General features: G+C 61.0%; 24 protein-coding genes. 6 read left to right on the top strand and 18 right to left on the bottom strand.

What is annotated here, in order from left to right:
• Positions 1-36: 36 nt before the first annotated feature.
• Positions 37-804, top strand: a complete 768-nt coding sequence (recO, locus tag AC13Q5_RS03990) for a DNA repair protein RecO (RefSeq protein ID WP_457877876.1) — start codon at positions 37-39, stop codon at positions 802-804.
• Between the two features lie 73 nt (positions 805-877).
• Here recO and AC13Q5_RS03985 read toward each other — a convergent pair whose 3' ends face one another.
• From AC13Q5_RS03985 to AC13Q5_RS03965, 5 genes are all read right to left on the bottom strand, one after another.
• Complete coding sequence (locus tag AC13Q5_RS03985) at positions 878-1,558, bottom strand: peroxiredoxin-like family protein (protein WP_488500891.1); 681 nt, start codon at positions 1,556-1,558, stop codon at positions 878-880.
• A 73-nt stretch (positions 1,559-1,631) separates the two neighbouring features.
• Positions 1,632-4,877 carry an adenylate/guanylate cyclase domain-containing protein gene (locus AC13Q5_RS03980; protein WP_488500890.1) on the bottom strand — a complete coding sequence of 1,082 codons (3,246 nt, stop codon included), beginning with the start codon at positions 4,875-4,877 and terminating at the stop codon, positions 1,632-1,634.
• 122 nt (positions 4,878-4,999) lie between these two features.
• Positions 5,000-5,848 (bottom strand): MOSC domain-containing protein, encoded by an 849-nt coding sequence (locus AC13Q5_RS03975; protein WP_457877878.1) that lies wholly within the window; start codon positions 5,846-5,848, stop codon positions 5,000-5,002.
• A 9-nt stretch (positions 5,849-5,857) separates the two neighbouring features.
• Positions 5,858-6,511: an HD domain-containing protein gene (locus AC13Q5_RS03970; RefSeq protein WP_425298672.1), complete on the bottom strand. Its 654-nt coding sequence runs from the start codon at positions 6,509-6,511 to the stop codon at positions 5,858-5,860.
• A gap of 70 nt (positions 6,512-6,581) precedes the next feature.
• Entirely contained in the window at positions 6,582-9,341 is a 2,760-nt protein-coding gene (locus tag AC13Q5_RS03965) for a DUF2339 domain-containing protein (RefSeq protein WP_488501161.1), read from the bottom strand.
• Between the two features lie 294 nt (positions 9,342-9,635).
• Here AC13Q5_RS03965 and AC13Q5_RS03960 point away from each other — a divergent pair, with 294 nt between their 5' ends.
• The 3 genes from AC13Q5_RS03960 (at position 9,636) to AC13Q5_RS03950 (ending at position 11,537) form a co-directional block, all read left to right on the top strand.
• Entirely contained in the window at positions 9,636-9,974 is a 339-nt protein-coding gene (locus AC13Q5_RS03960) for a hypothetical protein (RefSeq protein WP_488500889.1), read from the top strand.
• A gap of 147 nt (positions 9,975-10,121) precedes the next feature.
• Entirely contained in the window at positions 10,122-10,634 is a 513-nt protein-coding gene (locus AC13Q5_RS03955; RefSeq protein WP_488500888.1) for a superoxide dismutase family protein, read from the top strand.
• A 270-nt stretch (positions 10,635-10,904) separates the two neighbouring features.
• Complete coding sequence (locus AC13Q5_RS03950) at positions 10,905-11,537, top strand: EF-hand domain-containing protein (RefSeq protein ID WP_244557782.1); 633 nt, start codon at positions 10,905-10,907, stop codon at positions 11,535-11,537.
• A gap of 69 nt (positions 11,538-11,606) precedes the next feature.
• On the opposite strand, the gene AC13Q5_RS03945 is transcribed toward AC13Q5_RS03950, so the two are convergent.
• The 7 genes from AC13Q5_RS03945 to AC13Q5_RS03915 all read right to left on the bottom strand — a co-directional run bounded on the left by AC13Q5_RS03945 (position 11,607) and on the right by AC13Q5_RS03915 (position 15,840).
• Entirely contained in the window at positions 11,607-12,125 is a 519-nt protein-coding gene (locus AC13Q5_RS03945; protein WP_488500887.1) for a tyrosine phosphatase family protein, read from the bottom strand.
• The gene (locus AC13Q5_RS03940) at positions 12,122-12,739 is read right to left on the bottom strand and encodes a YfbR-like 5'-deoxynucleotidase (protein WP_075852129.1); all 618 of its coding nucleotides are present in this window, start codon (positions 12,737-12,739) and stop codon (positions 12,122-12,124) included. The genes AC13Q5_RS03945 and AC13Q5_RS03940 overlap by 4 nt, the downstream gene beginning before the upstream one ends.
• Positions 12,736-13,575, bottom strand: coding sequence for a CAF17-like 4Fe-4S cluster assembly/insertion protein YgfZ (ygfZ, locus tag AC13Q5_RS03935; RefSeq protein WP_488500886.1), 840 nt, complete (start codon positions 13,573-13,575; stop codon positions 12,736-12,738). Before ygfZ ends, AC13Q5_RS03940 begins: the two co-directional genes overlap by 4 nt.
• A gap of 178 nt (positions 13,576-13,753) precedes the next feature.
• Entirely contained in the window at positions 13,754-14,512 is a 759-nt protein-coding gene (locus AC13Q5_RS03930; RefSeq protein ID WP_488500885.1) for a hypothetical protein, read from the bottom strand.
• 16 nt (positions 14,513-14,528) lie between these two features.
• On the bottom strand, positions 14,529-14,786 hold the full coding sequence (locus AC13Q5_RS03925; RefSeq protein ID WP_034507811.1) for a hypothetical protein: 258 nt from the start codon (positions 14,784-14,786) through the stop codon (positions 14,529-14,531).
• A 104-nt stretch (positions 14,787-14,890) separates the two neighbouring features.
• Positions 14,891-15,325 (bottom strand): TIGR02301 family protein, encoded by a 435-nt coding sequence (locus AC13Q5_RS03920; RefSeq protein ID WP_488500884.1) that lies wholly within the window; start codon positions 15,323-15,325, stop codon positions 14,891-14,893.
• Positions 15,326-15,420: 95 nt separating this feature from the next.
• Positions 15,421-15,840 (bottom strand): NUDIX hydrolase, encoded by a 420-nt coding sequence (locus AC13Q5_RS03915; protein WP_075852132.1) that lies wholly within the window; start codon positions 15,838-15,840, stop codon positions 15,421-15,423.
• A gap of 164 nt (positions 15,841-16,004) precedes the next feature.
• Here AC13Q5_RS03915 and AC13Q5_RS03910 point away from each other — a divergent pair, with 164 nt between their 5' ends.
• Positions 16,005-16,325 carry a YnfA family protein gene (locus tag AC13Q5_RS03910; RefSeq protein WP_075852133.1) on the top strand — a complete coding sequence of 107 codons (321 nt, stop codon included), beginning with the start codon at positions 16,005-16,007 and terminating at the stop codon, positions 16,323-16,325.
• A gap of 43 nt (positions 16,326-16,368) precedes the next feature.
• Positions 16,369-17,133 carry an SOS response-associated peptidase gene (locus AC13Q5_RS03905; protein ID WP_488500883.1) on the top strand — a complete coding sequence of 255 codons (765 nt, stop codon included), beginning with the start codon at positions 16,369-16,371 and terminating at the stop codon, positions 17,131-17,133.
• Positions 17,134-17,208: 75 nt separating this feature from the next.
• Here the strand turns inward: AC13Q5_RS03905 and AC13Q5_RS03900 are convergent, their stop codons facing one another.
• The 6 genes from AC13Q5_RS03900 to AC13Q5_RS03875 all read right to left on the bottom strand — a co-directional run bounded on the left by AC13Q5_RS03900 (position 17,209) and on the right by AC13Q5_RS03875 (position 23,014).
• Positions 17,209-17,349, bottom strand: a complete 141-nt coding sequence (locus AC13Q5_RS03900) for a hypothetical protein (protein ID WP_015339320.1) — start codon at positions 17,347-17,349, stop codon at positions 17,209-17,211.
• Positions 17,350-17,676: 327 nt separating this feature from the next.
• On the bottom strand, positions 17,677-18,537 hold the full coding sequence (pssA, locus tag AC13Q5_RS03895; RefSeq protein WP_075852135.1) for a CDP-diacylglycerol--serine O-phosphatidyltransferase: 861 nt from the start codon (positions 18,535-18,537) through the stop codon (positions 17,677-17,679).
• A gap of 122 nt (positions 18,538-18,659) precedes the next feature.
• Entirely contained in the window at positions 18,660-19,358 is a 699-nt protein-coding gene (locus AC13Q5_RS03890) for a phosphatidylserine decarboxylase (RefSeq protein ID WP_075852136.1), read from the bottom strand.
• Positions 19,359-19,561: 203 nt separating this feature from the next.
• The gene (pyrE, locus tag AC13Q5_RS03885) at positions 19,562-20,104 is read right to left on the bottom strand and encodes an orotate phosphoribosyltransferase (protein WP_143525391.1); all 543 of its coding nucleotides are present in this window, start codon (positions 20,102-20,104) and stop codon (positions 19,562-19,564) included.
• A 194-nt stretch (positions 20,105-20,298) separates the two neighbouring features.
• Complete coding sequence (locus AC13Q5_RS03880) at positions 20,299-20,997, bottom strand: acid phosphatase (RefSeq protein WP_075852137.1); 699 nt, start codon at positions 20,995-20,997, stop codon at positions 20,299-20,301.
• A 130-nt stretch (positions 20,998-21,127) separates the two neighbouring features.
• Complete coding sequence (locus tag AC13Q5_RS03875; protein ID WP_488500882.1) at positions 21,128-23,014, bottom strand: ABCB family ABC transporter ATP-binding protein/permease; 1,887 nt, start codon at positions 23,012-23,014, stop codon at positions 21,128-21,130.
• Between the last annotated feature and the right edge of the window lie 155 nt (positions 23,015-23,169).

Here is a 23,169-nt window from a genome sequence, read left to right as displayed (position 1 = left end):
ACTCGAATCGCAAAAATCTTTCGAGGCAACCGGCCGATGCAGTGGCAGGACCATGCGATCATTCTGGGCGTCAAACGTCTCGGCGAGACCAGTGTCGTCGCCGAGGTGATGACTCGTGCCCGCGGTCGCCACATGGGGCTGGTGCGATCCGGTCGCTCGCGCGCCATGCAGCCGGTGCTGCAGGCCGGCAATCTCGTCGAGGTGACGTGGCGGGCAAGGCTGCACGAGCATCTCGGCGAGTTTCGCATGGAACCGGTCACGCTCCGGGCCGCGCGGCTGATGGAGACCGCGACCGCCGTCTATGGCGTGCAGGCGATGGCCGCCTTGCTGCGGCTGCTGCCGGAGCGCGATCCGCACCCGCATCTCTATGATGCGCTCGACGTCATCCTTGAAAACCTGCAGAACCCCGCCGATGCCGGCGAACTCTTCGTGCGTTTCGAGCTTGCCGTGCTGAACGATCTCGGTTTCGGCCTCGATCTGACGGAATGCGCGGCAACCGGCGTGCGCGAGGATCTGGCGTTCGTCTCGCCGAAGTCCGGGCGTGCCGTCTGCCGGGCAGCCGGCATGCCGTGGGCGGACAAGATGCTGGCATTGCCGCCGTTTCTGACGACCGGGGCCATGATCGCCGCCGATAGGGAAAGCCTTTCCGCCGCCTTCCGCCTGACCGGCTTCTTCCTGCATCGCCATGTCTACGAACCGCGCGGCATAGAGATCGCCGCGGCGCGCGAGGGCTTTATTCAGGCGGCGATGAAGGCGCTGAATGCGGTTTCGCGGGAGCGGCCGGCGGTCGCGGCCAAACGATAGAGCACGCCGCGCAAAAGTGCGCGGTAAACAGGATCAAGCTCGAGGCATATTCGGAGCAGAAGGACGGCTCGCTTCAAACAGCCATATTCGACGCCGCCGACATCACCTCCCGCGGGGCGGGAATGCCGAACATATGACGACCGGCCTCTTCGGCTTCGGTGAAACACCAGCGGATGACACCATCCCGGTCGAGCAGAAATTCGCCGACCAGCTGGCCTTCGCCGGTGGCGACCATATGTTTGTCGTCCTCCGTGATTTCATAGCCGTCCGCCCTGTCGAGGAATTCCATCGCCGTCATCGGATCCATAGGCTGGGGAAGTTCACCCGGCATGTCGATGCGCATCGATCGCACGGCGCTGATGCCGACCTTGCGCGGCCAGTCGGTCTCGTCTTCGGTGAACTGGACATTCGGCAGGCCGAAAGCCTTGTGCGATACCCGCTCCGGATCGGAGGCGGCCAGCAGATTGGGAAGCGGATGAAACCGGAAGTAGAGCCGGGCGCGTTCGATCGGTGTGTTGACGACGGTCAGGCTGTCGATGCCTTTCTCCTGTAGAGCCCCGGTGAGCTCGGACATGGCGGCGATCTGCCGGCGGCAGAAGGGACAATGCAGTCCACGGAACAATCCGACAAGGACCGGCCTCTGGCCGCGAAAATCGTCGATGGCGATCTTGCCCTGGCGGGTGATCGCATCCAGCACGACATTCGGGGCGCGATCTCCAGGCTGCAATGGTCTTTCGGTGTGGTTCTCCTGCATGTTTCGTTCCTCCCTTTATGTGTTTGAATCGGTTCTCCCAACCAATCTCCTGAGGCCGTCGTAACGAAGACGGTCAGTCGAGAAACGGCAATACGACGAGCGTGCCCGGATCGAGGTTGTGGCGGATGCACACATCCTGCGCCAGCGTGAAAAAGCGCTCCGCCTCGACTAGGTCGTCATGTTCCAGGCTTAGTGTCGCCAAGCCATCATAGCATGGAAAGAGCAATTGCGGCTCATCGATTTCCTTCGCAACCTCAAGGGCTTCCTCGTAATATTTGCGCGCGAGCTTCGGCTTTCCGTGACATTGATGGATCTGTCCGAGGACGATCAAGGGCACGGAAAGGTGGTCGCGCTGATCGAGCGCCCGGTCGATTTCCACCGCCTTCTCCGCGGCCGGCACGCCCTCGGCGGCGCAGCGATCGGTAAAGGTGCAGCAGGAAACGGCAAGGTTGGCGAGAAGGCGCGCCTGGAAGCCGAGATCGCCGATGCGGGTCGCGACCTCCAGCCCCCGCCGGCAGATCTTGATGGCGTGGGCCGGATCCACGATGGTGTAGAGCACGCCGAGATTGGAATAGGCGCGACACGCAGCACTTTGTAGATCGGCCTTTTCGGCGACAGTGAGGCTGCGCTCCACTTCCTGCACGGCATCGCGGCGGCGGCCGAGCCGCGCAAGTGCTGCGCCCTTCGTGTTCAGCGCCTCCGCCATGGCACGCGCCGCCTCTCGTCCGGTCTCGGTCGTTCCGTCGATGGGGAGCGTTTGCAGCCGTTGCAGCGCCTGCGTCGCCCATTCGGCGGCGGCGGCCTGGTCGCCCATGCGGAAGGCCAGATGGCCGCGCTCCTGCAGGAGATGCGCGTGTTCGACCGGCGCATCGATCGTCCCGATCATGGCTTCTGCCTCGGCACAATGCGCCTCCGCCTGATCGCGGTGTCCCGCCTCGAGATGCAGCCGGCTGATCTTGCGCAATATCCTCGCCGCCGCGATCCGATCGTCTTCGGTGCGATGGATCGCCAGCGCTTGCTGATAATGATTCAAGGCAGCATCGCGGTGACCGGCAGGTCCGCAGAGATCGGCGAGACGCTCCAGGAGCGCCGATTGCTCTGGCGCTATCTTCGGCTCGTTCGCAAAGGTGGCGAGTGCCTGGCGATAGAGGCGCATCGCGTCGTCATTGGCATAGGTCTTGCGCGCCAGATCGCCGGCCGCCATCAGATAACTGGCTCCCTTCGCTTTTTCGGTCGTTAGGCTGAAATGATAACCGAGCTGCGCCAGATGCTCGGGCCGATCTGGCGCTGCGCCATATTGGCGTTCCAGAACCCGGCCGATCCGGTGATGCAGCTCCATGCGCCGCTGCAGCAGGAGATTATGGTAGATGACATCGTGCAGCAGGGACTGGCTGAAGCGATAGGCGGGCGAGGCGCCGGCATCCGGCCCGCGCAATTCCTCGATGATGTCGACATCGCAGAGATAGTCCAACGCGGCGTCGATGGCAGCCGGATCGGTGGTAATGGTGCGAAGCAGGGCGGTGTCGAACTTCGGGCCGATCACCGCTGCCTCCTGCGCCAACCGTCTGATCTCCTGTGGTAGGCGATCGACACGGGCAAGCAGGAGCGCCTGTAGATTGACCGGAATATCGACATCCGTGTCTTCCGCCGCAACTTGCCAGCGCTGACCATCATTGTGCAGCCTGCCCATGTCGATCAATCCCCGAAGGATCTCCTCGATGAAGAGCGGATTGCCGCCGGCCCGATCGAGAATGCGCTGACATATCGCGATCGGTAGCTTGCCGTGACTCTCGCCGAAAAAAGCGGCGAGCAGCTTCCGCCCGTCGGTTGCGACGAGTGGGCCGAGACGCTGGACGGTGACGCTGACCCGATTGGAATCCAGCGGGTCGATCTGCGATGTCGGCCGATAGATCGCAAGCAACATCAGTCGGCTGCGCTCCAGCCGATCCATCATGAAGCGAAGCACCTCCAGCGAAGCGGCATCGGCCCAATGCACATCCTCGATGACAAGCAGCAGGGGACCTTGCGCCAGCCGTCGTTCGAAGACGGTGCGGACAGCATAGAAGATCTGCCGTCGCAATTGCTCCGGTTCGATGTGCCGCAGCGCTCCGTCGGGGTCACCCAGGCCGAGAACATGCAGGAAAAGCGGCGAAAGTCCGTCAACATCCTCCTGCGTGAGATCGAGCGCACGGAATCCTGTCGCCAGCAATTGTCGTGTCCTGTCGAGATTGTCCCGCTCGCCGATGCCGTAGGCGCTGCGCACGACCGCGGCAAGTGTGCCATAGGACTGTTCACCGAGAGGCGAGCAGGTCGCCTTGCGGATGGCGAGGCCGGGAAAGCGGGCCGTATTGCCGGCAATGCCGATGAACTCGTTGACCAGCCGCGACTTGCCGATACCCGCTTCTCCGATGAGGCGAACAAGTTGCGCCGCGCCGCTGCAGGCAAGGTTGAGGCAGGTCAAAAGCCGCGACAGTTCCGTGTCCCGTCCGATCATTGGTGCCTGAAGGCCGAAACTTTCGAGCCCGCGCGCCGTGTGCGGTGCCTCCAATTGTCCAGTCAGCCGATGGACAAGCACGTTGCCGCTTTTGCCGCGTAAAGCTTGGGCGCCGAGATTATCAAAGGCGAAGGCGTGGCGGGTGAGGCGATAGGTCAGCGGTCCGACGAGGATATCATTTTCGCCGGCCATGGATTGCAGCCGTTGGGCTGTGTTCACCGTGTCGCCGGTCACGGAATAGGATTTGGTGCTGACGGCACCGAAGCCGCCGGTGACGACGGGACCGCTGTTGATGCCGATATGCAGCCGCAGCGGCACGCCGGCACGAGCTTGCCAGCGCTCGCCGACCTGCGTCGCCCGCTCGATCATATCGAGTGCCGCGTTCAGCGCCCGCACCGGATCGTCTTCATGGGCAACCGGCGCGCCGAACAGCGCCAGCAGCGCATCGCCGACGAACTTGTCGACGAAGCCGCCATAGGCCTCGACTGCCTGGGTCATCTCTTCGAACAGCTCGTTCTGCAGCATCCGCATGACTTCCGGGTCGATCTGCTCGCTCAGTGTCGTGAAGCCGCAGAGATCCGCAAAGAGCACGGTTACCGGCCGCCGGTCGGCATCATCCTCGGATTTTGCCGGCGCAGTCCTGATGGCCGGCTTGGCTGTGGGTTGGGCCTTGTCGGAAATCGCAGCGCCGCATCGGGGGCAGAAGGCAAAGTCAGGCTGGCAGGGATAGCCGCACGCAGCACAGGAGATAGGCTGCCTTGCCCCGCATCGCGGACAGAAAGCAAAGCCGCTCTGAATATCGAAACCGCAGCCGGCGCACTCCATCGGACGCACCTCGCCAAAGCCCGCGCACCACGGTTGTTTCAGCCGTAACCATCGGGTTCAAAAGGAGCGATAAGCATGCGCTTGCTGCCTTGGGTCCGCAAGCTAAACAAACGGCGGAACGACTAGCGCCGCTTGAGCGCCCAGCCCTCCGGCCGTTCCTCGAGCACCGTCACCGTATCGCCGATCTTCACTGAGCCTTCGCCGCGCGGCACGGCATTCCAGCCGAAGAGCGGGCCGGGGACGCGGCGGTCGGCTGACATGCGGATGCGGCCCATGGCGGGCATGGGGTTCGGCACGTCGCGCGAGCCGGTCTGTTGATCCTGCGTCGTCATGATGCAGCGTGAGCAGGGTTTAACCAGATCGAGGCGGATGCCGCCGATCTCGATCGCTGCCCAACGATCCTCCGGCCATTCCTCATCGATATCGATGACGATGTTCGGGCGGAAGCGCTCCATGCCGACGGCACCTTCGCCGTGGCTGGCCAGATTGGCATTGAGCGCCTTCAGCGAGCCGGTGGTCGTGACGAGGATCTGGTATCCGTCGGCAAAGGTGACAGGCGTATCCTCGCCAGCCCATTCCGGACTGGCGATACGTTTGGCCAGCCTGTCGAAAAACACCATCTTGACCTCGCGATCCAGCCAGGCCGACAGCGCCTTGTTGGTGTCCTCATCCGCGACGGAGGCGTTGACTGCTGATTTCCAGACGACGATGTCCATGCGGTTGTCCGGGTGCGGCGGCGGCACGATGATGTCGGGCTTGCCCTCCATCTTCAGGCGCAGATAGGAGGGCGCCGGCTGGATATCGATCCGGGCCAGTGCCTGCAATTCGCGCTGGGTGATGAAGTTGCCCGAGGGATCAACCAGCATGGCGCGACGATCTCCCGCAAGACCGAAGGCATCGATGGCAGCAGACGGAATGGCGATGCCGCGCGCGCTCTTGAGGGGATAGATGAAAAGATCGCTGACGCGCATGGATGGCCCTCAGATTTCGTCGATGAACATTGCCAGCACGGTTTTCAGCCGGTCATGCCGCGCTTTGGCAAACTTGGCCCCGGTCTCGGTCTGGAATCCATCCGCCAGTTTGAACAGCTTTGTCTCGAAATGGTCAATGGCGAAGCGCTTATCATCGAGTGGCCGCTCTGCCGCAAGCGGATCGAACGGATCGTAGAGGCCGGAGCCGAGGCGCCCGGCAATGTAGAAGCAGCGTGCTGCGCCGACCATGCCGATCGCATCCAGCCGGTCGGCATCCTGCAGGATCTTCGCTTCCAGCGTTTCCGGCGGCAGGTTGGCGGAGAAACTATGCGTGGTGATCGCATGCGCCGCCGCCGCAACATCTTCGTCAGCCCAGCCGAGTTGCCGCAGGATGCCCGAAGCCTTTTCAGCCGCAAGCCGCGATGCCTGCGCGCGATGCGGCGAATTCTTTTCGACGGAAACACAGTCATGCAGCAGCACGGCGGCGGCGAGAATTCGGGCGTTGCCGCCTTCCTCGGCCTGAATGGCCATGGCGTTACGGAAGACACGCAGGATATGGGCAATATCGTGCGAACCGTCATCGCCATCGGCGGCATGGGGAATGAGATCCGCAGCCAGTGCTTCGAACGGGGCGAAGGCCTGGGCCATCCTGTCGGTATTCATTGTCGCGCTTGCTCCGGAGTGATCAGTCGGCAGGTTCTCCCCTCCTACCGGGCGAATGGATTCGCCGCAATCACTCCGTCGCCTTCTTGCGTGTCAGGATCTTTTGATAGAACAGGCCGATGCCGATCAACACGGCGCCGAGGCCGATGAAGGACAGCGCCCGCAGGAAGCCTTCGAGGTTCGCCATGTCGATCAGGAAGGCCTTGACGACGGCGATGAAGACCAGCACCGCCGAGGCGATGCGCAGGCTCCGTGCCTCGAAGCGGGCACCGAGCCCGAGAAGCGCGATGCCGATCAGCAGCCAGACGACGGAATAGGAATAGAGCTCGCCCTGGATGAAGCCGTTCCAGAAGGGAATATATTCACCCTGCCAGAGGCGGCGTACCGACAAGGTTGCCCATGCAAAGGCCATGACGGCCGCCGCGACGGCCAGCATGCTGACATAGGGCAGGGGACGCCGGTTGCGGGCAAAGAGCGCCAATCCGCCATAGGCGACGGCGGGCAGAAGATAGGCAAGCAACAGGAGATTGAAGAGCGGGATACCGCCAGTGCTCTCGCCCGTGATGAACGGGTTCAGCCCCAGCAGATGCAGAGTGAGGATCATGACGACCGAAATGACGCCGAGCGCCATGCCACCATAGCGGAAGACGGGGCTTGCCGCGCTCAGATCGAGCGCCATCAGCGTCGCGGAGGCACCGATCGCCAGCAGCGTGTAGATCGACTGTTCCCCGAGCGTCGGGACCGCGTCGTTCAGGACGCCGCCGTTCATGGCATGGCGTACGAGGATGGCGATGGTCAGCAGCACGAGGAAGCAGGCAAGCGCTTGTAAGGCATTGCGCAGCCGCAGGCTAGGCGAATGGCGGGTGATGAAAGCCGCGCAAACGGCAAGCGCCGCCGGTATGCCGTAGCCGGCAAGCAGCATGTTGAAGATCGGGGTCGTGCCGAGCTCCGAGGGATCGACGATCGTCGGCTGCCAGGCGATGCGCGCCATGGCGATGATCAGCGCGGCAACCATTGCCCACGGCAGAACCAGCCAATTGCGCAGACGTCCCGCCAGCAGATAGACGATACCGAGAACAGGTAGCAGGATCGTCGCCGTGGCGTGATGCGCAAGCGTATGCAGGGCGAAGACGGCGGCGGCGAAGGAGCCGGCAGCAAGAATGTTCGTCGGCAGGTTCAGCCCTTCGTCCTCGTGGCGATCTTGCCATTCTGCAAGCGCGATCAGTACGACGGCCAGTCCGATGCCGTAGAGCCCATGCAGCCAGTCGAGCGTCCAGTTGCCGAAGTTGACGAAGCTGATCGTTGCGATCGCCAGCGGCGTGGCGGCCATCACAAGGCTCCAAAGCGCGGCATAGGGTTTTTCCTGCGCGGCGAAGCGCCTGAGGAAGAAGGCGCCAATCAGCACGAAGAGGGCGCCGAGGCCGAGTACCTCATAGAGCACCGTGCTCTGCAGACTGGCGGTTCCATCTGTACCGGTGGATTCGATCCCGGCGATCCAGTTGGTCAGAATGCCGGACGTGCCGACGATTGCGATGAGCGCAGACAGGATCGTTGCCCAGGCTGCATGCAGGCGGCCGGCGCCGAAGGCTGCAACTGCCGCAACGATCGCCGCGAACATGAATGTGGCGTCGACAATGGGATATCCCTGTCGAAGGCTGTAGTTGATGAGGCAGAGCGACACCGCAAGCGCACCGATAGAGGCGGTCAACGTCATGCCGAGCGGCTGTCGGGCGAGAAACTCCGCCCATTCCGTGCCGGCGCCAGGTCGTAGCGACCTGCCTTCGGTCGGCATGGTTGCCGTGTCGTCCCGTACTGCTTCGGAGATCGGATAGCGTCCCGGCCAGAGGAAGATGGTGCCAGCGACCATCGCCAGCATGGCAAGCGTGACTGGCGTCAGATCGACGGCCGGGCTGAAGGTGATGTAAAGCAGGGGCCAGAGGCTCAGCAGTCCATTCGCGAGGGAGGGGGCAATCAGCCAGCGACGCAGGCGCGACGCCAATAGGGTCGCAAGCCAGGTCAGAACGAGATAGCCGAAGAGAATCCACGGACTTGGCGCATTCGAAGCGATCAGGGCGGGGGTTGCCATCGACGCCAGCAGACCGAGGCCGGCAAGCGCCTGTCCGTGCAACAGCGATAGCCCGAGCGTGGCGAGCGAGATCAGTGCGAGAAGAATGAAGGCGGTCGTGGGGCCGATGAATTCGTAGATGGCATGCGCCGCATAGGTGGAGCCGAACAGGGCGACAACGCCGGCTGCCGTCAGCACGCCAGGGATCATCGCATTCTGGAAAGCATTGTTGAGCACCGGCGCGGCGCGGCGGCGGATCACTTCGCCGGCAGCAATCAGGACAAGGCCGAAGAGGGCGGCAAGAACCAGCCGCACGCCGGGACTGAGAAGGCCGCTCTCGATCGAATATTTGACCATGAAGATGCCGCCGAGCGCCAGCGCGATGCCGCCGACCCATACGGCCCAGCGCGCGCCGATCGTGCTCTCCAGGCTTTCCTTTGCCTGCACGGATGTCTGACTGGCGAGAGGCGCCGCCTCTTCCTCGACCATATCCACGACATTGTTCGAGGCGAGAGCCGGCTCCACGATATCGGGCGCAAAGGTGTCTTCGATCGCGGCTTTCGGCTCGTCTTCGATAGGCTGCGTGGCAGCAAGAGCCACCGAATCCGTTGCTGGAACCGATTCGCCCGTATCCGCCGCCAGCACCTTGCCCGCGAGAGCATTTTGCAGCTCCTGAACGCGCGCTTCCAGCTTCTTTATCCGTAGGTTGTGGCCTCGCAGTACCAGGATGCCGACGACCAGGATGACGAGTGGTAACAATTCCATCATGTCTTCTCCATGGGCGATCCGCCGTACCATATACGAAACCGCTCGCCGGGTAAGATTGGATAGTCAGATTCCCCTATGATTCCAGTGGATTATGCCAGATTCCCTCACGAAGGATTGCAAAGGAAATATTAGGAAATTCAGATTTACCACTTGAGAACTATGGTTAATACTCATTAACAATTTGTATTTACCGGCAGCGCGAAGCAGCTTAATAGCAATTCATAGTCTAACTCTGAATGTATTGCGTACAAACGACGTCGCATGAGGCGGCTCCTACCTAAGGAGGTTTGTATGTCCCATGTTTCTTCCGTATCCAACAACTCTTACCCGTATCGCGGCACGCTCTCGCGGCTCGATTCGAATGGCGATGGCCTTTTGAGCCAAGAGGAACGCGCGGTGGACGAGCGCCCCGGCATTCTCGAGGCCAGCAACACCGACGCTACTGCCAATGGTTCAAACAGTGCTTTGAGCGGCTTGATTGCCAAGCTCATGCAATTGCCAAGTGCCGATACCGCCTCCACGGTCAAGTCACCGGAATCCAATATCGCTTTCGGCCTGGATCTGATGTCGCCGGTGGATGCCTATAACAGCACATACGGCCAATATGACGTCGGTAGCGTAGCGGCCTGACAAGCCTTTAATCCGATGTAACGCGGCCTGCCGGCATCCCGGCAAGCCGCGTTATCGTTTTGATGTAGGGTCATTTTTTCCATTTGCCGGAACCCTCATGCCTGCCATGCGTTGGGCAATTGCCACGCAGAACAGGGAGGGTGTTCCATGAATCGGATGATGATCGCTGCAATTCTTGCTCTTGCCGCATCGACGCCTGCGGCCGCGCAAACCCAAAGTCAAAACACCGCCACCGCTGATTTTGTCGGCCTCGACGGCAAACAGGCCGGCCGGGCGACGTTGACTGAGGGCAAAAGGGGTGTGCTGATCGAGATGGAAGTCTCAGGCATGCCCGCCAATCGCTGGGTTGCCTTCCATATTCATGAAAACAGCACTTGCGACCATACGCATGGCTTCGAGTCCGCCGGCGGTCATTTCAACCCCACCAAGGCGGAACATGGCTTCCTCGCGGCTAATGGGCCGCATGCCGGCGACATGCCAAACCAATATGTCGATCAGGATGGCAAGCTGCGCGCTCAGGTCTTCAACGGCATGGTGTCGCTGAATGGCAAGAACGGCATTCGCGGCCGCACGCTGATGATCCATGCGGATTCCGACGATTACCGCAGCCAGCCCGTCGGCGGTGCCGGCAAACGCCTGGCATGCGCTGTCATTCAATAAGAAGACGGCCGATAGAAGCGCGAAAATGATTCGCGCATTGAGCCGGCCGAAGTTCAAGCAGCAGTTGTTTCGGCCGCGTAAGAGCCCACCGGCAATATGATTCGATGGCTGTCAATTATGGTTAATGGTGAATTAACACCAGTCTCAATCCGCGAGGCAAAACGGCCTATCCTGCTTGCAGATGACTAAGCGTGCCGGGGTCTATCAACCACGCGATGGCATTTGCCGTAGGAGATTTGGATGAGCGGGGTTTCTTCAATCGGAAGCAGCATGACGGCTGCCTCGTATAGTCCCTTGGATAAGAATCAGGATGGCGTCGTGGATGCTCAGGAGCTGGAGGCGGCGGCGCAGTCCGGCCTTCTGTCGGCGAGCGTTGCCAACGACGAGAATGGCGACAGCAGCAGCGATCCGAGCGCCACGGACGTCTTTTCGGGCAACCTGGCGTCGATGCTGCTGCAGATGCAGCAGAACAGCCAGTCGAGCAGTTCCACGTCGACGGACGGCTCTTCGAGCGTGTCCCCTATGGATCAGCTGTTTGCCAGCCTCGACACCAATCAGGACGGCACGATCTCGCAGAACGAGTTCGTTGCCGGGCGTCCGAAGGACATGAGCGAAAGCGATGCTGAAAACCTGTTCAAAAGCCTGGATACGCAAAACGCCGGCTCCTTGACCAAGGATCAGTTCGCCGAGGGTCTGGATGCCCTGAAATCGTCGGATGCTTCCGCCGCCGATATGCTGTCGCTAGAGCCGAGCACGAGCGACAGCAACCCGACGGATGCCGCGACGCTTGCCAAGGATAAGGCGCTCGACGTCTTGCTGAACGACATGCAGGATCCGTCGTCGCTTTATCAGAACACCTATGGTCAGTATGATCTGGGTCAGACGGATGGCGTCGCCGCGTAAATTCGATAGCCGATTGTCACGGGATGAATGGAGACCGCGAGAGCGGTCTTCGTCTTTTGTGTCAACGCATTAGTTGGCCATGGATAGTGTGAAGGGCGCATTGCCGTCAGCATCCGCACCGCGGCCAATCTCCTTGACTGCAGCAACCAGACGACCCCGGCGCCTGAGCAGGTCGTCGCCGATGGCGATCAACCGTGCATTCGGCGTGGCGAATGGCGAACTTGCGCGCAGGCGGCGCACCAGCACTAGGTCGTCTTCCCCCGGGCGGATGGCCAAAGCGGCAATCAGCGCTGCCGCCGGCGAGCGTGAGACGCCCATCCAGCAATGAATGAGCAAAGGCGCGCTTCGATCCCAACCGGTAGCGAAATCGATAATGGCGCGAACATGCGTTTCCTGAGGAGCGACGAGATCGCCGGTGCCGGCAAAGCTGATGTCGTTCATATTGAGTAGCAGATGCCGCTCCGCTTTGATGACGGCGGGACGGTGAAAGTTCTGCTCCTTGGCCATCAGGCTGATCATTTCGCGTGCGCCATGCCGAACGGCCATTTCGGCGATGCGCGCGAGCGGGGACACCACGATCGTGGTCATGCGCCGATCCTTATAGCGGCGCGCTCCGCCTCGATCGCCTCGAAGCGGCTGAGGAACAGCCGCTGCGCCTCGATCGCCGGCACAGGATCGATCGGCAGCATCTCGCGCGTGATGTCGCGCGGCTGGCCGAAGAATTTGCGGGCTTCATCGGGCGAGAATCCGGCAAGCAGCGTCGCCTCGAAATAGGCCGAGATCGTATCGGCTCTCTTGATTTTTTCCTTGAGCTTGGGCGCGCAATGCGGGGGCAGGGTGAAGCGTCGGTATATGGCCGCTTCGAGCCGCTTCTCCACGACCTTGTAGTCGCCGCCGACGACGGACTTGAACGGCGAGATCATGTCGCCGATGACATATTCCGGTGCGTCATGCAGCAATGCGGCAAGCAGCTCGTCGGGTGTTGCCGGATTGAGGTGACGAAAGATCGCCTCCACGACCAGGCTGTGCTGGGCCACGGAAAAGGCGTGATCGCCGGAGGTCTGCCCGTTCCAGCGGGCAACACGGGCAAGCCCATGCGCAATGTCGCCGATCTCGACATCGAGCGGCGAGGGATCGAGCAGGTCGAGCCTGCGCCCGGAGAGCATGCGTTGCCAGGCACGCGCCGTCTTGGCCGATATCATGCCGACGCCTCATCGGCGCGGGTGGGGAAGACGAGGCCGGACCAGGCTGGAAGAGAGACGGTGACGCTGACGTCGCCAGCCTTTATCGGAGCCTCCTCGGCAATGGCTTCGCCGGCCCGGTCTATGCGGACGATAGCAAGGCCCATATTGCCGGCGGTCGAGCCGAGCGTGCCGATCGGCTTGCTGCCGACAGTCAATTCCGTGCCGGAAGGTGGCAATTCAGAGCTGCCGTTGACGATGACGACACGCCTGCGCGCCGTGCCGCGATGGTGCATGCGGGAAACCACTTCCTGGCCGATATAGCAGCCCTTGCGGAAGCCGAGGCCGCCATTCAGATCCATCAGCACATCATGCGGGAACGCATCCTGCAGCGCGAAATCACGCCCGGAAACGGCGATGCCGTTGGCGATCCGCAGCGCATCATAGAGTGTCTCGGGATCGCCGCCATGGTCGCCCGGCGTGCGTGCCAGGACAATGCCCGCCTTGGCGAAGCGGCTATCCTTGGGGCTGTCTTTTGCAGCATCTCCCCACGCCACCGTGACGCCCTGGGTGTCTTCCACGGCGAAATCGACCTTGGCACGCAGGCGGTACATGGTGAGCCGCTTGAGCAGGCCCTCCCGCTGCGTCGCGTCGGTTTCGAGCAGAAAGCCGGGTCCGTCCCGCCAGATCATGAAGTCGAACAGGATCTTGCCCTGCGGGGTCAGCAGCGCGCCCGGGCGCGCTTCGTCGGCGCCGAGCGAGGCGAGATCGGTGGTAATGAGATTGTGCAGGAACGGCTCCGCTTCCGCGCCGGTGATGCGGATGAAGGAGCGCTCTCTCAGGAATACGGCTGGCATGATGGTTCCGCTGATTTGGCCTTAAAGCACGTCACGACCTCTAAGGTTCGTTTCGTGCGCTTTAAGGTTTTGATTTTGCGCATGTCGTTGCCGCAAAACCGCTGCGCACTTTTACGCGACATGCTCCGGCACTCAGAGGTAGGGCCTTCGACGGGGAACCGCAAGTTCCCCTTCCGGATCATTCGCCCGAGGTGAAGAATTTCCACCGGCCGTCCGGCGTGATGCCGACGCGATAGAAATTATAGCCGCCGAATTCCAGCATGTCGGCATAGTCGCCGGCCGTCACGATGCGCATCAGATCGACCTTCTCCGGCGTGGAGAGCGTCTTGATGTCCTTCTCGGCGAAATAGGGCCAGACATAGACCTCGTCTGGGGTTCCCTGGCCGACATGGGCAAAGCCGGTCGACATGATGTCGAGGAGGATGGACAGGATCTCGATGCCGTCGGGATCGCCCGAAAGATCATGCAGCGTCTTGATCGGATCTTCGCCGGGATCGTCGGCGGTGACCTGCGTCTGCTTCAGGCCGGCTCCGATATTCATCAGCGGACGCAGGCGCTCGAGATCACCGGAAGCAGCAGCCTCGACGATCGCCGCGCGGAGCTTCTTTACCGGCTCCGGTGCCTTGTCAATATCGTAGAGGAATTCGACCGATTTCTTCGTGTTCGAAGCATCGCCGCTGTTCTGGCCTGCTTGCTTGTTGATCAGCGGATCAGGCATTGGCAGCGCGTTATTTGCCGGTGCTTCCAGCGCCTGCTCGATCGGCTTTTCGTTCTTCTGCTGTGCGGGTTGTGCTGTATCTTTCGCCTGGGGGGCTGGCGGATTGAGCTGGGAAAAGGCATTGGCCGGTAACGGCAATGCCGTGCTGCCCAAAAACAGGGTTACGGCAGCAAACGAGGCAATGGAACAGGTGAGCGCATTGCCTGGAAAGATACGCATAAGCAATCTCTGAGTGTTATTGCAGGGTACGGTTCGGAGAGAATTCGCCAGCCAGCATGCGTTCACGCAGCGATTCGAGCAAGGCCTCGGCGCCTTGTTCCCCTTGAATCCGGATCGTCTCGCGAATCGCATGGGCAATGGCTGCATCGGCGATGATTTCGGGCTCGATGCCATCTGCCATGCCGTCGGCCCAAGCTTCATTCTGGTATTCCAGCGCTGCCTGCATCTTTTCATGAACGATCATGTCGTCGATTTCGTTCAGGCTGGTTTCCATTGTTTCTTTCCTCGAGACGTTCATGTCCTTACCACTTGCTTAATAACTCTATCAGCCTTTTCCCAAAACGACACGGCTCGCTATGAAAAGAGGTTAATAAATCGTCAATTTCCAAAGCGTGCGGTGATTTCTGTCGCCAGTGTTGCACCTTCGTTACGGTATCGCTCTTCCGCGATGCGGGCCTGCGGCGTGCAATTCGTGTAAACCGATGCAAAGGACCGATATCCACGGTTGAAGGCCGCAGTGAGCCTTTCTTTTCGTTTCGGCTCGCTCTTGGTTTCCGTGTCGAGCAAGTGCTGCATGTCGCCGCGCCATCCGTCTTCCCGTGTCGGACTGCACAGATTGCGCAGATAATCGATCGAGCCGAGAATTTCGGAAAGCCGGGAGAGCTGCTCGTCATAGGGCGCAGGCTGCTCGGCATTCGCATTATCGGCCGCCTGTGCCGGTGGTGCGCTTGCCGCCGGCTGTGCTGCAGCGGGAAAGGCTGCGGCAAGCGCGATGCAGATCAGAAGCGGTCGGCCAAGGCTGTTATGATTCATGTAACCATGTTGAGCGGACAAGCATGACGTGAACAAGGCGGTAGAGGTGGTTTCCACGCCGATATTGCTCAGCATCGTTAATTTCAGGGGCCGAGCTATGCGTTTTCTGCAGCAAGTCGTTCCACGCATTCGAGCACGCTGGCCGGGACGGGAAGGGTGCGCACCTCCTCAAGCGTGTACCAGCCGATATCAGCCGCATCGTCGGCGGCTTCGGCGACCGCATCCTCGTCGGCATCCACGAGGAAGACCGAGAGCAGGAAATGGCTCGTCAGCGTTCCGTCTGCTGCGTGGGAGCGTAGATCGTAGGTCTCGAACAGCCGGGGATTGCGGGCTGATATGCCTGTCTCCTCTTTGAATTCGCGCAGTGCTGCATCGGCCGGCGTCTCACCTTCTTCGGCCCGTCCACCCGGAAAGGCATACATATCCGCGGATGGCGGGTTGCTGCGCAACACCAGCAGGAAGCGACCGTTGCGTTGGAGAATGGCGGAGGAGGCCGGGCGCGGAAGAGTGGTCATGGATCGCTTTGCATTCGGATAGGGAGATCGATGCGCAATGGCGAGGAGCCATTCGCGACCAATGTCTACAGGAAACGGCGCTTGCTGTCCCGCGGGAAAGCCCCTTAACTCGCTCCCGGCTAAGGCGACGATTCTTAATGCGCCGACTATGGGGACGATCGGGGATGATCTACGGGCTATATGCTTTGGCGGCTCTGGCCGAAATCGCCGGCTGCTTTGCCTTCTGGGCGTGGTTGCGTCTGTCGAAGTCCGTCTGGTGGCTGGCACCCGGCCTTGTCTCGCTCGCACTCTTTGCCTGGCTGCTCGCACTGGTGCCGAGCGAGGCGGCCGGGCGCACTTTTGCCGCCTATGGCGGCGTCTATATCGTTGCCTCCATTCTCTGGCTCTGGCTCGCCGAAGGGCGGCTGCCGGACCGATGGGATATTTCGGGCGCCGTCATCTGCCTCGTCGGTGCGGGGATCATTCTCTTCGGCCCGCGCGGCTGACCCCAGGCTTGACCCGGCGCCTTGCGGGTGCAACACAGGCCTCATGTGCGGACGTTTCGCTTTGACATCGACGGCAGACCAGGTGGGGGAAGCGCTCGGCGTCCTGCTGAATGACGGTTTTCCAGCGCGCTACAATATCGCGCCGACCCAGCCGATCCTCGTTGTCATTTCGGGTGACAGGCAGCAACCGGGCAGCAACCTGCCGGATCGTCGAGCCCTGCTCGTGCGCTGGGGCTTCATGCCCGACTGGGTGAAGGACCCCAAGGAATTTCCGCTGCTGATCAATGCGCGATCGGAAACCGCGATCGGCAAGGCCTCCTTTCGCGCTGCCATGCGCCATCGCCGCATCCTCATTCCGGCATCCGGTTTCTACGAATGGTACCGGCCTTCGAAGGAAAGCGGCGAGAAGTCGCAGGCCTATTGGATTCGCCCTCGCAGTGGCGGCGTCATCGCTTTCGCAGGGCTGATGGAAACATGGTCGTCCGCCGACGGTTCGGAAGTCGATACGGGTGCGATCCTGACGACGGCGGCAAACAGCGCCATCCGTTCCATCCATGATCGCATGCCTGTTGTCATCAAGCCGGAGGATTTCGCCCGCTGGCTGGATTGCAAGACACAGGAACCGCGCGATGTCCTTGATCTGATGAAGCCGGTCCAGGAGGATTTCTTCGAGGCGATCCCGGTTTCGGATCGCGTCAACAAGGTCGCCAACATGGGGCCGGAGGTGCAGACACCCGTGGCGCTCGATCCGGTCAGGAAACCGCCGAAGAAGGCGGATCCGGAAGATGGTCAGCTAAGCCTTCTTTGAGCGGCCGCCATTCGGCGGCCAGTAACCGGAAATGCTGCCTGCCGGTATTGGTCGGCGGCGGGCAGAACTATATTCTCAGGCGATCTTCTTCTTGAGAGGCTTCGTCTTCAGCATCAGATGCGCTGCAAGAACGGCTTTCAGGCCCAGCGGACGATAATGCTTGCTGGGATCGATCTTTGCCTGCGGTTGTGCCGGCTGGTCTTTCTTCTGCGTCATGTTTCACTCCTCACCATGCTCCCCCGGAGCATTTTTCGATTCACAGTCGAGTAGTGCTTTTTGTCGTAAATCATGACAAATCGAAGGCGTTTTCCAATCAGCTTTTGTAAACAACGACCATATTTCGAGAGATTAGCGCCGAAACCTCGTGTAGAATCCGCACTGCCGCAATGTTTGAATCCGCGAAAATATCGCGCTGAGCGGGCTTCCCATTGCGCCGGCAACCGATCGTCACACCCCTGATTGGTAAGGAAGACTTACAGACTTGCGGTTGCAGTGTGGCGGTGCCGCCAGAGGGCCGTTGCGCAGCGGTTTGATACGCCGGCCCTAGATGTGACGACCAATGTCGTCGTTGGAATCGTCGACATTGGGATCGGCGGGGCCATTGATGGTGTAGGTGCCGTATTTCTTCGCCCAGGAGCGTGCGCCGAAGGGCAGGGACAGCAAATAGATGACGACGGTCACGACCATGACATGCCAAGTATAGCTCATCAGCAGTGCGACATAGACGACGAGGCCGAGCATGATCGGCAGCACCAGGTCGCGCCTTACGCCGTTGCCTTCCGATTTACCGGACCAGACGGGCAGACGGCTGACCAGCAGGAAGCCGATGAGAACCGTATAGGCTGCACCCCATAGCGCGAAGGTGCGGTCCGGCGTCAACCCGAGAAAGCCGAGATAAACAGGCAGCAGCACCAGCATGGCGCCAGCAGGCGCCGGTACGCCGACGAAATATTCCGATTGCCAGGAGGCCTTATGCTCGCGCTCCGCCATGACGTTGAAGCGGGCGAGCCGCAGGCCGGCGGCGATCGTGTAGATGAGCGCCGCGATCCAGCCGAGAGAGCGGGCCTGGTCGAGCAGGAAGACATAGACGACGAGTGCCGGGGCAACGCCGAAATTGACGATATCGGCGAGCGAATCCATCTGCGCGCCGAATTTCGAGGTGGCCTTCATCAGCCGGGCGACGCGCCCGTCGATGCCGTCGAGGAAGGCTGCGACCAATACGGCGGCAACGGCGAGCTCGTAGCGGCTTTCGAAAGCGAGGCGAATGCCCGTCAGGCCCGAGCAGATCGCCAGCACGGTGATCATGTTCGGCACGATCAGCCGCAACGGAATTTCCCGTAGTCGCGGCCCGCGCGCTTCGTCGTTAGGCCCATGCGGCTCGAAAGGCGGAAAAGGCGTTTTCATCTCGCTCGTGTTCCTAGAGCAATTCCAGCAAAAGTGCGAAGCGGCTTTGCGTCCGGAATTGCGTGAAAACAATGGTATAGAGCATTTCCGTACCTCCGTTTAGGACGGAAATGCTCTCGGGTTCAGCTGCGGCGGCTAATGGTTGCGCCCTTGGCCGAGCCGAATTCGGCAATGACGGTTTCACCGGCGATCGCCCGCTGGCCGACGGCAACGCGCGGCGAAGCGCCTTCCGGCAGGAAGACATCGAGGCGCGAGCCGAAGCGGATGAGGCCGATGCGCTCGCCGGCATCCAGCGGCTCGTTCGGATGGACGAAGCAAAGAATGCGGCGGGCAACGAGGCCGGCGATCTGCACGACGCCGATCTCGCCATGCTTCGTCTCGATCACGAGGCCGTTGCGCTCGTTCTGTTCGCTGGCCTTGTCGAGTTCGGCATTGAGGAAGCTGCCCTGGCGATAGGCGACGTTGGTGATGCGGCCACGCATCGGCGAACGGTTCACGTGGCAATCGAAGACGTTCATGAAGACCGAGATGCGCAGCATCGGCTGGCTGCCAAGGTTGAGCTCGGCCGGCGGCACCACCATCTGCACACTCGAAACCTTGCCGTCGGCAGGCGATATCGCCAGATCATCGTCCTGAGGCGTCATGCGCTCGGGATCGCGGAAGAAATAGGCACACCAGAGCGTCAGGATCAGGCCGATCCAGAAGAGCGGCTTGAAGATCCAACCAAGCACCAGCGACGCGACGAAGAAGCCTGCAACGAAGGGATAGCCCTCCTTGTGTACGGGAACGATGACGTTGCGTACGCTGTTCATCAAGCTCATCTATGGCCTACTCCGTTAGGGCATCCCCGCCAAGAACCTGGCTCCGGTTCTCCGGCAAGATCATGCCAGTCAAAAGAATGAGAACAAGATAAGCGGTCTTGCTCTGATTACCAGTTGAGCGTGACTACAGGCAAACTCTGTCATGGGCAATGCTTTCGCACGCTCGCCCCCAACGCAATCCTATTCTTAGCCGATACGGATGCCTACAGGGCGTTTTCCAGATCTGCTCTCGTAAAGACAGGCAAGACCGAAAGGAGGGGAAGGCCCTGGATCGCGGGCGCACCATCTCCACGCCAGATCGCACAGATGACGGCAAGAATCTGCGCCTGCGAGCCGATTGCCAAGTGATAGGCATCTTTTACCGCACCACCCGTCGAAATCACATCCTCGATGAAGGTTACGCGGCGGTCGGAAACGTCTTGCCCCTCGATTGCCTGGCAGGTCCCGTAAGTCTTTGCTTCCTTGCGGACGAACGCGGCGGGAAGGCCGGTCTCAAGTGAGATTGCCGTCACCAGCGGGATGCCTCCCAATTCCAGGCCGGCAATGATTTCGGTTTCGGCCGGGATGAGATCGGCCATGGCGCGCGCAAGCGGCTTCAGCAGCGAAGGCATGCCTTCAAAGCGATATTTGTCGAAATACCGGTTGGAGATCTGACCCGAACGGAGTTCGAATTCGCCTTGTAACATCGCCACCTCGGCAATCCGCCGGGCGAGATCGGTTTTCGTATGAATTACCCCATCTGCCATGGCTCAGCCTCCTTCGTCGCGCAGCCCCGCATATACGCGGGATTCACCCGGCCGCAAACCACATGATGTTTTTGGGAGGTGTCCTGTGAGATGCAAATTCTTGATGGCCTTGCGTTCCTGCGGGGTGACGGGGAGGAAAAAACAAAGCCGCCGGAAGTTATCCAGCGGCTTCCATGTCTGTCAGAGATTGGAAATTAAAGGCCGAGAGCGGCGCGCAATTCTGCCTTGGCGCCTTCGTACTCGGTCTTGTAATCGTCATGCGTCATGATCGTCTCGGCGATGACGGTGCCTGCAATGCGGCCGGCTTCGATGTCGGAAGCGTAGTGAATGCCGCCGACGACGCGGTTGTGGCCGTATTCCCAGGCGCGGGCCATGATGACGGCACGCTTCTCCGGCACCATGTTGGCAAGCACGATGCCCATCAGCGTGCCGAGCGTGGTGTGGCCGGACGGATAGGAGCCGGACTTGGAGAGGGGCACGATCGGCTTGACGAGATCGCTATAGAGATGCGGGCGGGGACGCTTCCAGACATCCTTGGCCGGGTCGACGACGGCGCCTTCGGTCTCGACGATACGATCGAAGAAGGCCGAGAACTTCGGCAGGTTTTCCTTGGTGAACTTCGGATTGTCGATGACGTCGGAGAAGCGCCAGACATTCTCTTCGGCGTCGGCCACCGCGCGAGCGGCCATTTCCGGCGTGCGCGTTACCTGGATCGTCAGGATTTCGCCGAGCTCGGCCTTCATCTGCGCGGAATCATTGGCGGGCGGGGGCGGCAGCAGATCGAGGAGGTTGATCTCCTTGGCATCGGAGAAGGGCTTGGCATCTTCGGCGAAAACCGGCGAGGCGAGGCCGACGACGAGCAGCAGGCTTAAAGCTTTGGCAAAAGTACGCATTTGGGGCTCCCATTATGTGAGAGCCGTACGTAGCAAGCTGTTATCTCAACCTCGTGACAGCCAACGGTGCATAACCACTACGCCCCAATGCCTGCGATGGGTCACGGAACGCGGCGCTCCGCGGGCTTTCTCAGCTTGCGGGCGCCAATCGGTCGACAACGCCCAGATCGTCGTTCTCGCGTACCTGCTTCAGATGCTCCTCGGCCTGCGTCGCCTCGCGCTGGCGGCTCCACATGGACGCGTAAAGCCCGTTCTGCGCCAGAAGCTCGGCATGCGTGCCGCGCTCCGCGATGACGCCGCTTTTCAGCACGATGATCTCATCTGCGCCGATGACGGTCGATAGGCGATGCGCGATAACAAGCGTCGTGCGGTTCTTGGAGACGACGTCGAGGGCGGCCTGTATTTCGCGCTCTGTCGTCGTATCGAGCGCCGAGGTCGCTTCGTCGAGGATCAGAACCGGCGGCGATTTCAGAACTGTGCGGGCGATTGCGACGCGCTGCTTCTCTCCGCCCGACAGTTTGAGTCCGCGTTCGCCGACCTTGGTCTCGAAGCCCTCGGGCAGGTTGCGGATGAACTCGCCGATCTGGGCGATCTCGGCCGCTCCCATCACTTCCGCCTCGTTCGCGCCCGGACGGCCGTAGCGGATGTTATAGGCGATGGTGTCGTTGAAGAGCACGGTATCCTGCGGCACCATGCCGATGACCTTGCGCAGGCTTTTCTGCGTGACGGTTCGCAGATCCTGATCGTCGATGGTGATCGTACCGCTCTGCACGTCGTAGAAGCGATAGAGCAGGCGCGACAGCGTCGATTTTCCGGCCCCCGAAGGCCCGACGACGGCGACCGTCTTGCCGGCGGGCACTTCGAAGGAAATGCCCTTCAGGATCGGTCGCGCCGGATCATAGGCGAAATGCACGTCCTTGAATGCGATCGCGCCATTGCCGATGACAAGCTCCTTGGCATCGGGTGCGTCGAGAACCTCGGGCTTGACTTCGAGCAGATCGAACATCTCCTCGATGTCGGTCAGGCCCTGGCGTATTTCGCGATAGACGAAGCCGATGAAGTTGAGCGGCACCGAAAGCTGCAGCAGCATGGCGTTGATGAAGACGAAATCGCCAACCGTATGATGCCCGTTGAGGACCGACCAGCCGGACATGACCATCATGACCGTCGTGCCGAGGCCAAAGATCACGCCTTGGCCGAAATTCAGCCATCCGAGGGAGGTCCAGACGCCGGTTGCGGCTTTCTCATAGCGCGCCATCGACTGATCGAAGCGCTTGGCCTCCATCTCCTCGTTACCGAAATATTTCACGGTTTCGAAGTTCAGCAGTGAATCGATCGCCTTTGTGTTGGCGTCCGTGTCGCTGTCGTTCATCGTCCGGCGGATGGAGATGCGCCAGTCGCTCGCCTTGACCGTGAACCAGATGTAGAGCCAGACCGTGACGGCCGTGACCGCGAGGTAGGAAAAGCCGTAGCCGCGCCAGAAGATGATGGCGGTCAGCAGGAATTCGATGAAGGTCGGAAAGGTATTGAGGATCGTGAAGCGGACGATCGTCTCGATGCCTTTGGTGCCGCGTTCGATGATGCGCGAGAGGCCGCCCGTCTTGCGCTCCAGATGGAAACGCAGCGACAGCTCGTGCATATGCACGAAGGTCCTGTAGGCGAGCTGGCGAACGGCATATTGGCCGACGCTCGCAAACAGCGCGTCGCGCAGCTGGTTGAGGCCGAGTTGGATAAGGCGCGTCGCATTCGTGGCGACGATCAAGGCGATGGCACCGACCATGAAAGCAGGCAGGATACCCTGCATGTCGAGCTTGCCGTTCAGCGCATCGACGGACCATTTGAAGAAATAGGGAACGAGCAGCAGGAAGAATTTCGAGACCAGCAGGAAGACCGTCGCCCAGACCACCCGCATTTTCAGATCCATGCGCCCGCTCGGCCACATATAGGGCCAGAGGTTGACGATCGTGTTCAATGGATTGCTGGAATCCGCCGATATGGTCTTCTTGCGGTCTGCCATGTCCGTCTCCGGAGAATAAATGATGCAGCCAGGCATCGAAAACTATCGGCAACCCGGCTGGGAAAGCCTTTGCACGCCGAGGCGGAGCCGCCGCGTGAAGGCGATGGGGGTCGCGCGACGCTTATACTATTTTTATCCCGCATAAAAGCATCGGC

Source organism: Martinezella sp. CNPSo 3964 (assembly GCF_057784375.1).
This window is presented reverse-complemented; position numbering and strand designations above follow the sequence as displayed.

Bases quoted from the DNA above. Each gene is read 5' to 3' on its own strand.
- recO (WP_457877876.1), top strand. From the start codon at position 37: ATGCAGTGGCAGGACCATGCGATCATTCTGGGCGTCAAACGTCTCGGC.
- AC13Q5_RS03985 (WP_488500891.1), bottom strand. From the start codon at position 1,558: ATGCAGGAGAACCACACCGAAAGACCATTGCAGCCTGGAGATCGCGCC.
- AC13Q5_RS03980 (WP_488500890.1), bottom strand. From the start codon at position 4,877: ATGGAGTGCGCCGGCTGCGGTTTCGATATTCAGAGCGGCTTTGCTTTC.
- AC13Q5_RS03975 (WP_457877878.1), bottom strand. From the start codon at position 5,848: ATGCGCGTCAGCGATCTTTTCATCTATCCCCTCAAGAGCGCGCGCGGC.
- AC13Q5_RS03970 (WP_425298672.1), bottom strand. From the start codon at position 6,511: ATGAATACCGACAGGATGGCCCAGGCCTTCGCCCCGTTCGAAGCACTG.
- AC13Q5_RS03965 (WP_488501161.1), bottom strand. From the start codon at position 9,341: ATGGAATTGTTACCACTCGTCATCCTGGTCGTCGGCATCCTGGTACTG.
- AC13Q5_RS03960 (WP_488500889.1), top strand. From the start codon at position 9,636: ATGTCCCATGTTTCTTCCGTATCCAACAACTCTTACCCGTATCGCGGC.
- AC13Q5_RS03955 (WP_488500888.1), top strand. From the start codon at position 10,122: ATGAATCGGATGATGATCGCTGCAATTCTTGCTCTTGCCGCATCGACG.
- AC13Q5_RS03950 (WP_244557782.1), top strand. From the start codon at position 10,905: ATGACGGCTGCCTCGTATAGTCCCTTGGATAAGAATCAGGATGGCGTC.
- AC13Q5_RS03945 (WP_488500887.1), bottom strand. From the start codon at position 12,125: ATGACCACGATCGTGGTGTCCCCGCTCGCGCGCATCGCCGAAATGGCC.
- AC13Q5_RS03940 (WP_075852129.1), bottom strand. From the start codon at position 12,739: ATGATATCGGCCAAGACGGCGCGTGCCTGGCAACGCATGCTCTCCGGG.
- ygfZ (WP_488500886.1), bottom strand. From the start codon at position 13,575: ATGCCAGCCGTATTCCTGAGAGAGCGCTCCTTCATCCGCATCACCGGC.
- AC13Q5_RS03930 (WP_488500885.1), bottom strand. From the start codon at position 14,512: ATGCGTATCTTTCCAGGCAATGCGCTCACCTGTTCCATTGCCTCGTTT.
- AC13Q5_RS03925 (WP_034507811.1), bottom strand. From the start codon at position 14,786: ATGGAAACCAGCCTGAACGAAATCGACGACATGATCGTTCATGAAAAG.
- AC13Q5_RS03920 (WP_488500884.1), bottom strand. From the start codon at position 15,325: ATGAATCATAACAGCCTTGGCCGACCGCTTCTGATCTGCATCGCGCTT.
- AC13Q5_RS03915 (WP_075852132.1), bottom strand. From the start codon at position 15,840: ATGACCACTCTTCCGCGCCCGGCCTCCTCCGCCATTCTCCAACGCAAC.
- AC13Q5_RS03910 (WP_075852133.1), top strand. From the start codon at position 16,005: ATGATCTACGGGCTATATGCTTTGGCGGCTCTGGCCGAAATCGCCGGC.
- AC13Q5_RS03905 (WP_488500883.1), top strand. From the start codon at position 16,369: ATGTGCGGACGTTTCGCTTTGACATCGACGGCAGACCAGGTGGGGGAA.
- AC13Q5_RS03900 (WP_015339320.1), bottom strand. From the start codon at position 17,349: ATGACGCAGAAGAAAGACCAGCCGGCACAACCGCAGGCAAAGATCGAT.
- pssA (WP_075852135.1), bottom strand. From the start codon at position 18,537: ATGAAAACGCCTTTTCCGCCTTTCGAGCCGCATGGGCCTAACGACGAA.
- AC13Q5_RS03890 (WP_075852136.1), bottom strand. From the start codon at position 19,358: ATGAGCTTGATGAACAGCGTACGCAACGTCATCGTTCCCGTACACAAG.
- pyrE (WP_143525391.1), bottom strand. From the start codon at position 20,104: ATGGCAGATGGGGTAATTCATACGAAAACCGATCTCGCCCGGCGGATT.
- AC13Q5_RS03880 (WP_075852137.1), bottom strand. From the start codon at position 20,997: ATGCGTACTTTTGCCAAAGCTTTAAGCCTGCTGCTCGTCGTCGGCCTC.
- AC13Q5_RS03875 (WP_488500882.1), bottom strand. From the start codon at position 23,014: ATGGCAGACCGCAAGAAGACCATATCGGCGGATTCCAGCAATCCATTG.